Below are 14,279 nucleotides of genomic sequence, written 5' to 3'. Positions count from 1 at the left end.
CGCCGGTGAAAAGTTGCTGCGGCGACGCCTTAGACCGCCGGGACGTGCTCCGCGAACCCCGCGGTCCGGAGGCCTTCGCGGAGCTTCTCCGCGTTGGCGTCAAGCCGTGCCGGGTCCGGGTGCTGGTCCACCGAGCCGAAGTCGAAGTCAGCCATGGTGTTGGAGGGCCAGACGTGGACGTGGAGGTGGTTGATTTCGTAGCCGGCGACGATGAGTCCGGCCCGGGCGGCGCCGAACACCTCGACCTGGACGGCCCCGATCTTCTGGGCCACCTGCATTAACCGTGCGAGCAGCGCCGGGGAGGCGTCCGTCCAGCGGTCCACTTCCTCGGTAGGCACCACAAGGGTGTGCCCGTCTGCGAGCGGGCCGACGGTGAGGAAGGCCACCACGTCGTCCTCGCGCCATACAAAGCGGCCGGGGATCTCGCCGTTGATGATCCTGGTGAAGAGTGTGCTCATGCGTCTGCCCTTTCCGACGGGGACCCCAGAGTGCTGGCGTCCAGGACAAAACGGTACTTCACTTCTCCGGCCACCATCCGGTCATAGGCCTCGTTGAGCTGGTCCGCGCGGACCACCTCAACCTCGGAGACGACGTCGTGCTCGGCGCAGAAGTCCAGCATCTCCTGGGTCTCGGCGATGCCGCCGATCAGGGAGCCTGCGTATGCAATCCGGCGGCGGATCAGCGCGCCCGGGTTCACCGGCGGCATGTCCTCCGAGGGAAGCCCCAGCTGGAACAGCACACCATCCACGCGCAGGGTCCGGAAGTAGGGGTTGAGGTCGTGGGGTGCCGCGACAGTGTCGATGATGACGTCGATGCTCCGGTTTGCGGCGTCCATCGCGGCCCGGTCGCGGGACAGGATCACGTCATCCGCGCCGAGTCCGCGGGCTGCGGCGATCTTGGATTCCGAGGTGGTGAAGACTTTCACCGCTGCGCCCATCGCCTTGGCCAGCTTCACTGCCATGTGGCCCAGTCCGCCCAGACCGACGACGCCGACGACGTCGCCCTCCTCGACGTCGAAGTGGCGCAGCGGCGAGAATGTGGTGATGCCGGCACACAGCAGCGGCGCGGCCGCGGCCGGGTCCAGGGATTCCGGGACGCGGAGCACGTAACGGCGGTCAACGACGATGGAGGTGGCGTAACCGCCCTGGGTGATGGCACCGTCGTTGCGGACATCCTTGGCCCCATAGGTTCCGGTCATGCCGTTTTCGCAGTACTGCTCCATGCCGTCCAGGCAGCTCTCGCATTCGCGGCAGGAATCGACCATGCAGCCGACGCCGACACGCTCACCGGGGGTGAAGTCGTCGACGGCGGAGCCGACACGGCTGACGCGGCCCACGATTTCGTGGCCGGGAACCAGCGGGTAGTTCTGCGTGCCCCACTCGCCGCGGGTGGCGTGGACGTCCGAGTGGCACAGGCCGCAAAATTCGATCGCGATCTCGACGTCGTCTTCCTTCGGCGCACGGCGAGCAACCGTCAGCGGAACCATACCGCTGTCGCTTGAGGTCGCACCGACGGCTGCGGCCAACCGGGGGCCGTCAGCGGCCGCCGACGGGGTGCTGGGATTGGGGAGCGGTTTGGCAAGGGGCGGCGGCACGGGGCGTCCTGGAGTCATGTTTCGACGCTACCCCCGGGGCCGGAACATGGCCAATCTGGAGCGCCCGCCTGGGCGGGCGGGGCTTCCGCAACGACGCCAAATTGTAGCAGGTGCCCGATAGCCTGTTTCCATGGACGGCATTCAGAAGCCCGACGTGGCTCCTTCGGCGGCAGGCAGTGTGACGGTCACGGATGTGGCCCGCTCTCTGGCCGCTGTCCGCCCCTGCCTCGACGACGACGGCGGCGCCGGGCTGATCGGCCAGCTCCGGGACCTCGAGGACCTCAAATCCGCCGCCGCCGCGCTGCAGGCCAGAATCGCCGTCGCCTTCGACCTCCTCCAGCGCCGTGAACAGCGGGGCCTCGGGGTCCCCGCCGCGGAACGTGGCGCCGGGGTTAGCGCCCAGATCGCGCTGGCCCGGCGCGAATCCCCCGCCCGCGGCAGCCGGCTCCTGGGCCTGGCCACAGCCCTCGTCACCGAAATGCCCCACACGCTGCTTGCTCTGGAAGCGGGGCAGCTGAACGAATGGCGCGCCACCCTGCTGGTGCGGGAAACCGCCTGCCTGTCCGCCGCCGACCGGGCCGCCGTCGACGAGGAACTCGCCGCCGACACCGGCACCTTCGACGGCGCCGGAGACCGGGCAATTGTTGCTCTCGCCCGCACCGCAGCCTACCGCCGCGACCCCCGCACCGTCACCCAGCGCGCGGCCCACGCCGCCACCGACCGGCACGTCAGCCTCCGCCCCGCCCCCGACACCCTGACCTACCTCACCGCGCTGCTCCCGGTCGCCGAAGGCGTCGCCGTGTACACCGCCCTGACCCGGCACGCCGACACCCTCCGCGCCGCCGGGGACCCCCGCTCCCGCGGCCAGCTCATGGCCGATGGCCTCGTCGAACGCACCACCGGCACCCCCGGCGGGATCACCGGAATCGAACTCCAGCTCATCATGACCGACCGCACCCTCCTCCAGGGCGACTCCGAACCCGCCCGGCTCCCCGGCTACGGCATCGTCCCCGCCGGCTGGGCCCGAAACATCCTCACCCACCCGGGCAAGGGAAAAGCCACGGCTAACCACGACGCGGCGTTCAGCCTATGGCTCCGCCGGCTCTACACCGCCCCCGGCACCGGGGACCTGATCGGCATGGACTCCCGCGCCCGGCTCTTCCCGCCCGGGCTCCGCCGCTTCATCCAGGCCCGCGACGACACCTGCCGCACCCCCTACTGCGACGCCCCCATCCGCCACTACGACCACATCATCCCCTGGCACCACGGCGGCACCACCACCGGGGCCAACGGCGCCGGACTCTGCGAAGCCTGCAACCACACCAAAGAAACCCCCGGCTGGAGCGCCCACCCCAGACCGGGGCCACGGCACACCATCGAACTCACCACCCCCACCGGCCACACCTATGAGTCCACCGCGCCACCCCTGCCAGCTTGCGGCCTGAACGCTGACGCACCGCACATGCCCCGCCAACACCAACGCGGGGTCACATACAGCCCATCCGACAGGGAAAGATGGGCCGTAAGTGACCCCGCGTTGCGGTGAGGAGCGGGTGAGCGTGTCCTCGTGCTCCTCACTGCGCGGCGGTGCCCTCGGCGTAGGGCGCAGTGCCGGTCACGACGTCGTTCGAGGGATTGTTGGACCATTCGGAGAAAGAGCCCGGATAGAGCGCTGCAGGGATTCCTGCGATGGACAACGCCGCGATTTCGTGGGCCGCCGTCACGCCCGACCCGCAGTAGACCGCAGTGTGGGTGTCCGGCCGCACACCCACACCGGCGAAACGTTCCCGCAACTGGTCGGCAGGGAGGAACCTGCCGTCCGCGCCGAGGTTGGCGGAGGTGGGGGCGCTGACGGCTCCCGGGATGTGGCCGGCGCGGGGATCCACCGGTTCGATTTCGCCGCGGTACCGCTCCCCCGCCCGCGCGTCCAGGAGGAACCCCTGCCGCCCCCAGGATGCCGCCTGACCAGCGTCGATCACTGGCATGGCCCCGTCCGAGAGGACAACGTCGCCACCCGCTGACGGCCGCTCGCCGCTTTCGACGTCGAAACCGGCGGCACGCCAGGCGGCCAGGCCGCCGTCGAGCAGGTAAACATCGGCAACGCCGGCGTTCCGGAGCATCCACCACAGCCGGGCGGCGGCCATGTTGCCGCTGTCGTCATAGGCAACAACGACGTCGCCGCTGCGGACGCCCCAGGAGCGGACGGACGCCTGAAACTGCTCCAACGACGGGAGCGGATGGCGGCCGCGACCCGGATCTGCGGGGCCGGCCAGTTCGGTCGGGAGGTCCACGAAGACGGCGCCCGGAAGGTGACCGGCGAGGTAATGGTCCCGGCCGTGCGGGTCGCCGAGCGCCCAGCGCACATCCAGCAGCACTGTGCGCTGGCCGGTTTGCCCGACGCTGCCCAGCCGTTCGTTCAATTCCGCCACATCTATGAGGATCTGCATCCGCCAACTGTAGCTGCGGCCCATCGTTGGCGCGGCCGCCGCGGGTAGGCTGGTGCGGTGATCAGAGAGCGCACAAAGGACCGGACCTGGGCTGACGAGGCCATCCGTAGAATCAATGCCGAGAACAACCGCTCCGCCGACACCCACCTGTATTCGGTTCCGCTCCCGGAGCACTGGGGTGTCCAGTTGTACCTTAAGGACGAATCCACGCACCGGACCGGAAGCCTCAAGCACCGGCTGGCGCGGTCGCTGTTTCTGTTCGGGCTGGTCAACGGCTGGATCACCGAGGGGACCACCATTGTGGAGGCCTCCAGCGGCAGCACGGCGGTCTCGGAAGCCTATTTTGCGCAACTGCTGGGACTGCCGTTCATCGCCGTCATGACGCGGACCACCAGCCGGGAGAAGATTGCCCTGATTGAACAGTTTGGCGGCTCCTGCCTGCTGGTGGACCATGCCTCGGAGGTCTATGAGGCCGCCGGCGAACTGGCCAGGAGCACCAAAGGCCACTACATGGACCAGTTCACGTATGCCGAGCGGGCGACGGACTGGCGCGGAAACAACAACATCGCCGAGTCGATCTTCGGGCAGCTGGCGCTGGAAGAGCACCCGGTCCCCCGCTGGATCGTGGTGGGTGCGGGCACCGGCGGGACCAGCGCGACGATCGGCCGGTACCTCCGCTATCACCGCCATGACACGGAGCTGGCCGTTGTGGATCCGGAGAATTCCGCGTTTTACCCGGCGTGGCTGAATTGCCGCGACGGCGCAGGGGATTCCGAGGCGACAGGGCTCCCCTCGAGGATCGAGGGAATCGGCCGGCCGCGGATGGAGCCGAGCTTTGTCCCCGCGGTGATTGACTACATGGTGCAGGTCCCGGACGCCGCCTCAGTGGCGGCGATGCGGCACCTTCAGCAGCACACCGGACTGCACGCCGGCCCGTCCACCGGCACCAATCTCTGGGGCGTATGGCAGCTCATCGCCGGGATGATCGCCGAGGGCCGGCGCGGCAGCGTCGTGTCCCTGATGTGCGACGGCGGCGACCGCTACGCAGGCAACTACTACAACCCGGGCTGGCTGCAGTCACAGAGGCTGGACCCTGAACCCCACGAGGCCACCATCCGCGAGTTTTTCACGAGCGGGGTCTGGCCGGCCCAGGCTTCCGGCCGGGCCTAGACCTCCACCGAGTCCCCGCTGGAGAGGTGCCGGTATTCGGTGCCGTATTTTGCGCCGAACCGGGTCACATGTCCTTCGACAAGGCCGCGTCCACTATCGTTGAGCAGGGCGTCGTGGATCGGGAATGCCTTCGGTGCGCGGACGGCAATGACGAAGTCCACCACTTCGCCCACCTTGTTCCACGGTGCGTGGATGGGTACGAGCAGCGTCCGCACCTCCACGCCGTCGGGAACTATGAAGGAGTCCCCCGGATGGTAGACATTGGAATCCACGAAGTAGCCGATGTTGGCCACCACCGGAATCTGCGGATGGATCAGCGCGTGCTGCCCGCCAAAGCTCCTGACGGCGAAGCCGGCCGCCTCAAAGTCCTCCCCGGGGGCCACGGTATGGATCCGGGACCCGGCTTGGGCTGCCTTCTCGCGCAGTTGCGCGGCGACCCCGGCCGGTGCGAAGAGCTGCAGCGAGTCGCTGCCCAGCAGCGCGGCGACGACGGCGTCGACGTCGATGTGGTCCGTATGTTCGTGGGTGATCAGCACGGCATCCGCGCCCGCCAGCGCCTGGGCCGTCTCGGAGAACGTTCCCGGGTCAAACACCAGCGCCCTGCCGTCCTTCTCGAGCCGGACACAGGCATGGGTGAATTTCGTCAGCAGCATCTGGCCAGCCTAGGCATCCGGCATTCCCGTGTCCACGAACCCGGCTGGTAATCTTGGACCTTGCCATCACCCCACCGCACGACGATCAGCGAGGCGACTTCGACAATGTCCCAGGAGGCCACCGCCGACGGCAGCCGGACCTCGGCTCCAGCCCCGGCTCCGGCTCCAGCCCCGGCCGCAGGCAAGGAGCAGCGCGTCACCAAGCAGCGGCTCGCGGTCAGCGCAGCCCTGGACGAGCTCGCGGACTTCGTCAGCACGCAGGAGCTCCACCGGATCCTGCAGGAGCGTGGCACCTCGGTTTCCCTGGCCACCTCTTACCGGATCCTGCAGTCCCTCGCCGACGACGGCCTGGTTGACGTGCTCCGGAACGCCGACGGCGAGGCCGTGTACCGGCGCTGCGCCGTCACCGGCCACCACCACCACCTGCTGTGCCGCAGCTGCGGCAAGGCCGTCGAGGTGGAGGCACCCGCCGTCGAGGCCTGGGCAGCACGGATCGCACAGGAGCACGGCTACACCGCGGTGGAACACACTGTGGAGATCTACGGGCTGTGCCCGGAGTGCACCGCACGCCAGGACGGCGGCTAGCCAGGAACCGCAGGCCGGCTCCGATATTGCGACTTTCCGGCACGGTTCCCGCGCGTGGCCGGATGCGGGCGGCGCCAGCCTCAGGCAGCCGGTACCGGCGTTCTCCGCAGCACGCGCCCGTTCATTCCCCGCTTCGCCCGGACGCCGCCGATCACGCGGCAGACGACGTAGATCAGGAACGACAGTGTGGTTACGTAGGGGCTGATCGGGAGCCGGCCGCCGAGGGCCAGCAGGATGCCGCCCACGGTCGCAGTCACGGCGAACACCACGCTGAGGATCACCACCAACCGGGGCGACGACGTCACCCGCAGGGCCGCCGCCGCGGGGGTGATCAGGAGCGCCAGCACCAGCAGGGCACCGACGATTTGGATGGAGAGCGCCACGCTGACGCCCAACAGCAGCATAAAGCCGAGGGCGAGGGCGCGGACCGGCACACCGCGGGCTTCGGCCACGTCGGGGTCAACACTCGCAAAGGTGAGCGGCCGCCAAATGGCGATCAGGGCAAGCATCACGACGACGGCGGCGACGGCCAATACCTGCAGCTGGACGGTCCCCACGGAGACGATCTGCCCCGTCAGCAGGCCGAACTTATTGGCGGCGCGGCCTTCATAGAGTGAGAGGAAGAGGATGCCCAGGCCCAGGCCGAAGGGCATAAGGACGCCGATGGTCGAATTCTTGTCCCGTGCGCGCACCCCCAGCAGGCCCAGCAGCAGGGCCGCCGCCACCGAACCCGCCAGCGAGCCCAGCACCACGTCCACACCGATCAGCAGTGCGAAGGCCGCGCCCGCGAAGGACAGTTCGGAGATACCGTGCACGGCAAACGCCAGATCCCGCTTCATCACGAAGGTCCCCACCAGCCCGCCGAGCAGCCCCAGGACCGCCCCGGCCCAGATCGAATTCTGGACCAGACCGAGCAGATCGCCGTAGTTCTCAAAGTTGAAAATGGAGTTCAGCAGGCTTTCGAAGTCCATCTAGCCCACCTCCCCTGCAACCGCATGCGCGTCGTGATGGTGGTGGGTGGTGGCATCCGGGACGCCCACCACCACCATCCGGCCGTTCGCGCGGATCACTTCGACATGGCTGCCGTAGAGATCGGACAGGACCTCGGTGGTCATGACTTCCGCAGGCGTTCCGACCCGGAAGCGTCCGCCGGCCAGGTACAGCACCCGGTCGACGTAGTCCACGATGGGGTTGATCTCGTGCGTTACGAACACGACCGCGCTCTTCTGTTCGTGGCACTGTTCGTTGATCAGGCCGCTGACTGCCTGCTGGTGCTGCAGGTCAAGGGACAGCAGCGGTTCATCGCAGAGCAGGACCTTCGGATCCGTCGCGAGGGCCTGCGCCACCCGCAGCCGCTGCTGTTCGCCGCCCGAGAGCTGGCCAACGGGCGTCCTGGCATAGTCCCCGGCCCCCACCAGCCCCAGCAGCCGGTCGATCTTGCGGTTGGCCTTGGCCGCTCCGAGGCGGACACCCCAGCGGTGGCCGTCGATGCCGAGGCCGACGAGGTCGCGGGCGCGCAGCGGGGTGTCGGGGTCGAAGGCCTTCTGCTGCGGGATGTAGCCGATCCGCCGGCTCCCCCGTTCCACGGGATGCCCGTCAAGCACGGCCGTTCCGGAGGAGAGTTCCTGCAGCCCGAGGAGCACCTTCAGGAAGGTGGTCTTGCCGCTGCCGTTCGGGCCAAGGACCGCGAAGAATTCACCCGGGTTGATGTCCAGATCCAGGTTCTCCCAGAGAGTCCGTCTTCCGAACGACAGGGAGGCACCTCGGAGGCTCACTACGGGTGTCAACTTGGTTTTCCTCAATTTCTGCGCAGGCCTTCTGGCCCACGCGTTCCGCTGCCGCGTCTACTCACGCTGTTGCGATTATCATCTTAGGCCCCGGTGGTCCGGGGCCCGGTTGAACCAGCGGCCATTGTCCGGGCTGTGCTCAGGACAGGGTCCTGGCAATCCCGTCGACGTTGTCCGTCATCCACTGCAGGTATGTCTTGCCCTCCGGCAGCGTCTCGCTGAAGTTCAGCACCGGAACGCCGGCGGCGGCCGCTGCGTCCCTCAGCGCGAGCGTCTGCGGGCCTTCGGTCTGAGGGTTATAGGCCAGCAGTTTGATCCTGCCGGAGCGCACCAGGTCGACGGCGGACTTCAGAACGGCGGGCGGGACGTCCGCGCCGGATTCGATGGCCTCCATGTACGCCTCGGGGGTCTCGTTTTCCAGGCCCGCGGCGTCCAGCAGGTAGAGCGGCACCGGCTCGGTGACGGCGGCGGCGCCCTGGCCGGCGGAAGCCTTGCCCGTCGCGAGCTTAGCTTCCAGGCCGCCGAGCGACTCTTTGAAGGCCGAGGCGTTGGTGCGGAAGGTCTCCGCCGACGACGGTTCAAGTTCGCCAAGCCTGGCCGCAACGGCGTCGGCCAGCCGGGCCATGGCCGGCAGGCTGTACCAGACGTGCTCGTTGAAGCCTGCCTGGCCGGCGTTCTCGAGCCCGGACAGCTCGGAGGCGTTCATAACGTTCCTGCGCTCCAGCCCGGTCTCCTCGGCCAGCCTATCGATGAAATCGTCATAGCCGCCGCCGTTCTCCAGCACCAGTTCGGCCTTGGAAACCGCCAGCTTGTCCTGGCTGGTCACCTCGTAGGAGTGCGGGTCCTGGCTGGTGCGAGTGATGATGGAATTGACGCGCACCTTGTCTCCGCCGATACTGCTGACAATGTCTCCGTAGACACCGGTGGAGGCAACGACCTCGACGGTTCCGTCCCCGGCAGTTCCCCGCGGGCTCCCCGCCGTCGGGCTACAGGCCGTCAGCATCACGCTGAGGCCGGCAAGGGCGGCCACTAGAACACGGGCAGCAGGACGACGCACGGGAAACCTCGGATCTGTTATTGAGAATCAGGAGCATTAGTAACGGCTTCGAGTGTAGCCCTAAATGGGAATCATTCCTATTTAGGGCTACACGGCATCGGCTGGCTGGCATTTTCGTTGGTTCGTCGGGGGCCTGGGTCCCAGGGTGCGGGGCGGCCGGGCTCGAGAGCATGCCCCGCGCCGGGGCCGGCGGGTGGGCATAGTCCTGTTATGCCCGGTCCTGGGTGCGAAGAATGGGCATGTCCCCCCGCGGAGCAGCCCGGCTCCCCGACTCCGGACCCACCCGACGCCGGACCTGTCGAACGCTTGGCCGGGCCAGCCCCACACGCCCATGCCGTGACGGTCCTGCCCGGTTGCTTCGGCGGCCGGCGCCAAACGCGCCCCGGGAATCCGGGCTTTGCCCGGGCCGGCAGGCGGCCGGACGGCAGGCAACCGGGAGGGAGCGTGCCCGCTGGCTGCCGGCGCCCGGCCAAGACGACGAAAATGCCCACTGGACATGCCCCGCGCCGCGGCCAGCGGGTGGACATACACCGGTTATGTCCTGTCCTGGGTGCGAAAAATGGGCATGTCCCCCGGCGCGAAAAGGTCCCGGCCCGGCTGAACCCCGAGGAACTAGCGAAAAACGGCCCCTAGTCCTGGCCCAGCCTCCGGTAGCCCGTGGCCTGGGTGGCGTCCCGGATCTCACCCACGAGCTGTTCAATGACGTCCTCTAGGAACAGCACTCCCTGTGTGAGTCCGTCCGGCCCGATCACCCGGGCCAGGTGCGAGCCGGTGCGCTGCATGACGGACATGGCCTTCTCGATCTCATCGTCCATGGCCAGGTTCGCCAGCGAGCGGATGTGGCTCTCGGCGATCGGCTGGTGGTAGGCGGCGTCGGAAATCGACAGCACGTCTTTGATGTGGAGGTAGCCGGAGAGCATTCCGTCATCATCCAGCATCGGGAACCGGGAGAAACCGGTCCGGCTCACAGCCTTCTCGAATTCCACCGGGGTGGTGTTCGCCTTCAGCATCACGAGTTTGTCGAGCGGAACCATCACAACGGACGCGGTGTGCTCGGAGAATTCCAGTGCACCGGTGATGAGTCCGGACTCGTCGTCCACGAGCCCGTGGCGGGTGGATTCCTGCACGATCGACTGCACTTCCTCGAGCGTGAAGGAGGAGGTGACCTCATCCTTCGGCTCGATCCGCATCAGCTTCAGGATGTGGTTCGCGGCCCAGTTGAGGGTCCCGATCACCGGCTTCACCAGCCGGGCGATGAACATCAGCGGCGGGGCCAGCAGCAGGGCTGCCTTGTCCGCCATCGACACCGAGATATTCTTCGGCACCATTTCGCCGATGGTGACGTGCAGGAACGTGACCAGCAGCAGCGCGACGGCGAACGCCGCGACGTCGGCGATCTCCGCAGGGACACCCACCGCTTCCAGCGGGACGACCATCAGGTGATGGATCGCCGGCTCCGCCACCTGCAGGATCAGCAGCGAGCAGACGGTGATGCCCAGCTGGGCGCACGCCAGCATCAGCGAGACGTTTTCCATGGCCAGCAGCGTGGTCTGCGCCCGCTTGGACCCCGCCTCGGCGAGCGGCTCGATCTGGCTGCGGCGCGCGGACATGACCGCAAACTCGGCACCAACGAAGAAGGCGTTGCCGAGCAGCAGAACAACGAGCCAGAGAATGCCTGCCCAGTCGCTCATGCGGCACCGGCCCCGAGGTCGGCGGCGTGGTCCCCGCCGTGGTCCCCGCTGCGGATGCGGGCGGGTTTAAAGCAGATCCGGTCGATCCTGCGCCCGTCCATGCGGGTGACCCTGAGGGTCCCGCCGCCGACGTCGACGGTGTCACCGACGGATGCGATGCGGCCCAACTGGCTCATTACGTAGCCTCCCACCGTTTCGTAGGCAGACTCGTCAGGCACGGTCAGGCCCGGGATCTGTTCGGAGAGTTCATCGGGGCGGAGCAGCCCCGGGAAGTACCAGTCACCGGAGGCGCTCTGCAGCAGCCCCGGCCGGACCTTGTCGTGTTCGTCGGCGACTTCTCCGACGATTTCCTCGACCAGGTCCTCCAGCGTGGCGATCCCGGCGGTGCCGCCGTATTCGTCCAGGACCACGGCCAGCTGAAGGTTGCCTTCGCGCAGTTCCGCCAGCAGGGCGTCCAGGTGGATGGTTTCGGGGACCCGGAGCACATCGGTCATGATCGCACCGGCCTCGAGGTTGGCGCGCCGGCCCGAAGGAACGGCGATGGCCTTCTTGATGTGCACCACACCGCGGATGTCGTCCGAGGACTCGCCGATGACCGGGAAGCGAGAATAGCCCGTCCGGCGTGCGGCCTCCACAATGTCGGACACCGGCTGGTCGCCGTCGATGGTCTCGACCCGGATCCGGGGCGTCATAACATCCGCCGCGGTCCGTCCGGAAAACTTCAGCGTCCGGGCAACGAAGTTGGCGGTGCCGGCGTCGAGGGTTCCCATCGCGGCCGAACGGCGCACCAGGGAGGCCAGCTCGGCCGGTGTCCGGGCGCCCGAAATCTCTTCCTTGGCCTCCAGGCCGAAAATATTCAGGACCTTGTTGGAGAAACCGTTGAGCACCACGATGGCGGGTTTGAAGATCGCGGTGAAGACCAGCTGGGGCCGGGCCAGGGCCTTGCCGACGGTAAACGACAACGCAATGGCCATGTTCTTGGGAACGAGCTCCCCGATCAGCATGGACAAGAGCGTGGCCAGGGCCATCGCGAGGATGAGGGACAAGGAGGCGGCTGCGGCGTCCGGGAGTCCCATGGCGGCCAGCGGACCTTCGAGCAGCTTGCCGACCGATGGTTCCATAACGTAGCCGGTCAGCAGGGTGGTGATGGTGATGCCCAGCTGGCAGCTGGAGAGCTGTGTGGACAGCGACTTGAGGCATTTGAGCAGCGGGCCGGCGGCGGTGTCGCCGTTGTCGACGGCGCGCTGGACGGTGGCCTGGTCGAGGGCCACCAGGGAGAATTCGACGGCTACGAAGAACCCGGTGCCGAGGATGAGCAGGAGGCCTGCTCCGAGAAGGATCCACTCCATTTAGCGGCCTGCTTCCGGAGCGCCCGGGTGGCCGCATAGGAAGAGTCTGGCAGGCGGAGGGTGGTCGGCGGGGGCCGACCCTGTCTCCTGGAAGGCTCCGGACGGGCGTACTGCCGGAGAACGATGGGCACGTGAACGGGGTTTGCCGGCTCTGCGGGTGGACTGCGCGGGACCGGATTCGGTTCTCCGCTGACAGCCCCCAGGCCGGCACCTAGATTTACTGTCCATAAGAATCCCAGTCTACAGGAGCGGCTGCCGCCGACCGCCAAATGACGCCCGCTGTCGTGACGCCCGACGGCGGCCGTTTCGGGAGGTGGCCCGGGTCACCAGCTTTGCGGAACCGGGCGGCCTTCCTCGTAGCCTGCCGCGGACTGGATCCCCGCCACGGCGCGTTCCCTGAACGCGGCGAGGTCGGCGGCGCCGGCATAGCTCATGGAGCTGCGGAGGCCCGCGGTGATCATGTCCAGCAGGTCCTCGACGCCGGGCCGGGTCGCATCGAGGTACATACGCGAGGTGGAGATACCCTCCTCAAACAGGGCCTTGCGGTCTTTTTCGAAGGCACCTTCGCGCTGGTTGCGGTTCTGGACGGCCCGGGCCGAGGCCATGCCGAAGCTCTCCTTGAACTGGCGGCCGACGGCGTCGAGCTGCAGGTCCCCCGGGCTCTCGTGCGTGCCGGCAAACCAGGAGCCGATCATGACCTGGCTTGCCCCGGCCGCGAGGGCCAGTGCCACGTCGCGCGGGTAGCGGACACCGCCGTCTGCCCAGACCCGCCCGCCGGCGGCCCGGGCAGCCGCGGAACACTCCAGCACGGCGGAGAACTGGGGGCGGCCCACGGCTGTCATCATGCGGGTGGTGCACATGGCGCCCGGTCCGACGCCGACCTTGACGATGTCCGCCCCTGCCTGGATGAGTTCCCGGGTCGCCTCGGCGGTGACGACGTTGCCCGCCACGACCGGGACGCCGGGGTTGAGGCCCTTCACGGCGGCCAGCGCATCGAACATCTTCTGCTGATGGCCGTGCGCGGTGTCGAGGACCAGCACGTCGACGCCGGCGGCCAGCAGTTGCGCGGCCCGGCCGGCCACGTCGCCGTTGATCCCGACGGCGGCAGCGACCTTGAGGTTGCCAGCCTGGTCCAGCAGGGGGCGGTAAAGCGTTGAGCGCAGCGCGCCCTTGCGGCTGAGCACCCCCGCCAGGGTTCCGTTCAGCTGGACGGGAGCGTAGTCGGTTCCCGCGGCGTCCATCGCGTCGAAAGCGCGGCGCAGCCCCCGCAGGGACCGGCCCTGGGACAGGTCGAGGGAACCGGCGCCGGCTCCGGCGTCGAGCCCTTCCGCGTCCAGCACGAGCGGCTCGTGCCGGATGACGGAGGCGAGCGAGGCGAAGCGGTCCTGTCCCTCGCAGTCGGCGGCTCGGATGACGCCGGCCACGGTGCCGGCGTCGTCCACCACAACCACTGCCCCGTGCGGCCGCTTGCCCATCAGATGGAGTGCGTCGATCACGGTATCGGCCGGCGAGAGGGTGACGGGGGTTTCCAGGACCGGGTGACGGGTCTTGATCCAGGCGGTGACGTCCCGGATCACCTCGAGGGGGACGTCCTGGGGCAGCACGGCGAGGCCGCCGCGGCGGGCCATGGTCTCAGCCATCCGCTTGCCCGTCACCGCCGTCATGTTCGCTGCGACCAGCGGAATCGTGGAGCCCGTCCCGTCGTCGGCCGCCAGGTCCACGTCCAGGCGTGACGTGACATCAGAGCGGGACGGCACCAGGAAGATGTCCGAGTAGGTCAGATCGGTGGTGGGCTCGCTCAGGAATCGCACAACTGCTCCTTATATAGGAATTCACATACCGGCATTCACGGTGCCAAACCGTTCTCAGTGCGATTCTAGGCGAGCGTTGGAGGGTTGCGGTCGCTGCGGAGCGGCCCAAAAGGCCGCCCTGTCGCGTGAGAAGTC

General features: G+C 68.1%; 13 protein-coding genes. 3 read left to right on the top strand and 10 right to left on the bottom strand.

Annotated elements, in window-relative coordinates; all coding sequences use genetic code 11:
- Window positions 1-29 precede the first annotated feature (29 nt).
- Entirely contained in the window at window positions 30-458 is a 429-nt protein-coding gene (locus ACZYZE_RS06210) for an HIT family protein (protein ID WP_459318819.1), read from the bottom strand.
- Complete coding sequence (locus ACZYZE_RS06205; RefSeq protein ID WP_463906829.1) at window positions 455-1,612, bottom strand: NAD(P)-dependent alcohol dehydrogenase; 1,158 nt, start codon at window positions 1,610-1,612, stop codon at window positions 455-457. Before ACZYZE_RS06205 ends, ACZYZE_RS06210 begins: the two co-directional genes overlap by 4 nt.
- 112 nt (window positions 1,613-1,724) lie before the next feature.
- On the opposite strand from ACZYZE_RS06205, the gene ACZYZE_RS06200 reads away from it, so the two are divergent.
- A complete protein-coding gene (locus tag ACZYZE_RS06200; RefSeq protein ID WP_463906827.1) occupies window positions 1,725-3,140 on the top strand; it encodes an HNH endonuclease in 1,416 nt (471 codons plus the stop codon).
- A 28-nt stretch (window positions 3,141-3,168) separates the two neighbouring features.
- Here ACZYZE_RS06200 and ACZYZE_RS06195 read toward each other — a convergent pair whose 3' ends face one another.
- On the bottom strand, window positions 3,169-4,041 hold the full coding sequence (locus tag ACZYZE_RS06195; protein ID WP_459318822.1) for a sulfurtransferase: 873 nt from the start codon (window positions 4,039-4,041) through the stop codon (window positions 3,169-3,171).
- A gap of 57 nt (window positions 4,042-4,098) precedes the next feature.
- Between ACZYZE_RS06195 and ACZYZE_RS06190 the strand changes: the two genes are divergently transcribed.
- Window positions 4,099-5,211: a PLP-dependent cysteine synthase family protein gene (locus tag ACZYZE_RS06190; RefSeq protein ID WP_459318823.1), complete on the top strand. Its 1,113-nt coding sequence runs from the start codon at window positions 4,099-4,101 to the stop codon at window positions 5,209-5,211.
- Here ACZYZE_RS06190 and ACZYZE_RS06185 read toward each other — a convergent pair.
- Window positions 5,208-5,864, bottom strand: coding sequence for an MBL fold metallo-hydrolase (locus ACZYZE_RS06185; RefSeq protein WP_463906825.1), 657 nt, complete (start codon window positions 5,862-5,864; stop codon window positions 5,208-5,210). The two genes, ACZYZE_RS06190 and ACZYZE_RS06185, sit on opposite strands and share 4 nt — an antisense overlap.
- Before the next feature lie 105 nt (window positions 5,865-5,969).
- Here ACZYZE_RS06185 and ACZYZE_RS06180 point away from each other — a divergent pair, with 105 nt between their 5' ends.
- Window positions 5,970-6,449, top strand: a complete 480-nt coding sequence (locus tag ACZYZE_RS06180; protein ID WP_459318836.1) for a Fur family transcriptional regulator — start codon at window positions 5,970-5,972, stop codon at window positions 6,447-6,449.
- A gap of 80 nt (window positions 6,450-6,529) precedes the next feature.
- Here the strand turns inward: ACZYZE_RS06180 and ACZYZE_RS06175 are convergent, their stop codons facing one another.
- The 6 genes from ACZYZE_RS06175 to ACZYZE_RS06150 all read right to left on the bottom strand — a co-directional run bounded on the left by ACZYZE_RS06175 (window position 6,530) and on the right by ACZYZE_RS06150 (window position 14,144).
- Entirely contained in the window at window positions 6,530-7,420 is an 891-nt protein-coding gene (locus ACZYZE_RS06175; protein ID WP_463906822.1) for a metal ABC transporter permease, read from the bottom strand.
- A complete protein-coding gene (locus ACZYZE_RS06170; RefSeq protein WP_463906820.1) occupies window positions 7,421-8,236 on the bottom strand; it encodes a metal ABC transporter ATP-binding protein in 816 nt (271 codons plus the stop codon).
- 139 nt (window positions 8,237-8,375) lie between these two features.
- Window positions 8,376-9,239 (bottom strand): metal ABC transporter solute-binding protein, Zn/Mn family, encoded by an 864-nt coding sequence (locus ACZYZE_RS06165; RefSeq protein ID WP_463907157.1) that lies wholly within the window; start codon window positions 9,237-9,239, stop codon window positions 8,376-8,378.
- Window positions 9,240-9,922: 683 nt separating this feature from the next.
- Complete coding sequence (locus tag ACZYZE_RS06160) at window positions 9,923-10,984, bottom strand: hemolysin family protein (protein WP_459318827.1); 1,062 nt, start codon at window positions 10,982-10,984, stop codon at window positions 9,923-9,925.
- The gene (locus tag ACZYZE_RS06155) at window positions 10,981-12,333 is read right to left on the bottom strand and encodes a hemolysin family protein (protein WP_463906818.1); all 1,353 of its coding nucleotides are present in this window, start codon (window positions 12,331-12,333) and stop codon (window positions 10,981-10,983) included. The genes ACZYZE_RS06160 and ACZYZE_RS06155 overlap by 4 nt, the downstream gene beginning before the upstream one ends.
- A 323-nt stretch (window positions 12,334-12,656) precedes the next feature.
- A complete protein-coding gene (locus ACZYZE_RS06150) occupies window positions 12,657-14,144 on the bottom strand; it encodes a GuaB1 family IMP dehydrogenase-related protein (protein WP_463906816.1) in 1,488 nt (495 codons plus the stop codon).
- Window positions 14,145-14,279: the final 135 nt, after the last annotated feature.

This window comes from Pseudarthrobacter woesei (genome assembly GCF_055412745.1).
The sequence above is the reverse complement of the archived record's forward strand: the minus strand, read 5'-3'. Positions and strand labels throughout refer to the sequence as shown.

What these genes read in the sequence shown, in the direction of transcription:
- ACZYZE_RS06195 (WP_459318822.1), bottom strand. Translation starts at nt 4,041, where the DNA reads ATGCAGATCCTCATAGATGTGGCGGAATTGAACGAACGGCTGGGCAGC.
- ACZYZE_RS06165 (WP_463907157.1), bottom strand. Translation starts at nt 9,239, where the DNA reads ATGCTGACGGCCTGTAGCCCGACGGCGGGGAGCCCGCGGGGAACTGCC.
- ACZYZE_RS06185 (WP_463906825.1), bottom strand. Translation starts at nt 5,864, where the DNA reads ATGCTGCTGACGAAATTCACCCATGCCTGTGTCCGGCTCGAGAAGGAC.
- ACZYZE_RS06155 (WP_463906818.1), bottom strand. Translation starts at nt 12,333, where the DNA reads ATGGAGTGGATCCTTCTCGGAGCAGGCCTCCTGCTCATCCTCGGCACC.
- ACZYZE_RS06210 (WP_459318819.1), bottom strand. Translation starts at nt 458, where the DNA reads ATGAGCACACTCTTCACCAGGATCATCAACGGCGAGATCCCCGGCCGC.
- ACZYZE_RS06200 (WP_463906827.1), top strand. Translation starts at nt 1,725, where the DNA reads ATGGACGGCATTCAGAAGCCCGACGTGGCTCCTTCGGCGGCAGGCAGT.
- ACZYZE_RS06160 (WP_459318827.1), bottom strand. Translation starts at nt 10,984, where the DNA reads ATGAGCGACTGGGCAGGCATTCTCTGGCTCGTTGTTCTGCTGCTCGGC.
- ACZYZE_RS06175 (WP_463906822.1), bottom strand. Translation starts at nt 7,420, where the DNA reads ATGGACTTCGAAAGCCTGCTGAACTCCATTTTCAACTTTGAGAACTAC.
- ACZYZE_RS06205 (WP_463906829.1), bottom strand. Translation starts at nt 1,612, where the DNA reads ATGACTCCAGGACGCCCCGTGCCGCCGCCCCTTGCCAAACCGCTCCCC.
- ACZYZE_RS06180 (WP_459318836.1), top strand. Translation starts at nt 5,970, where the DNA reads ATGTCCCAGGAGGCCACCGCCGACGGCAGCCGGACCTCGGCTCCAGCC.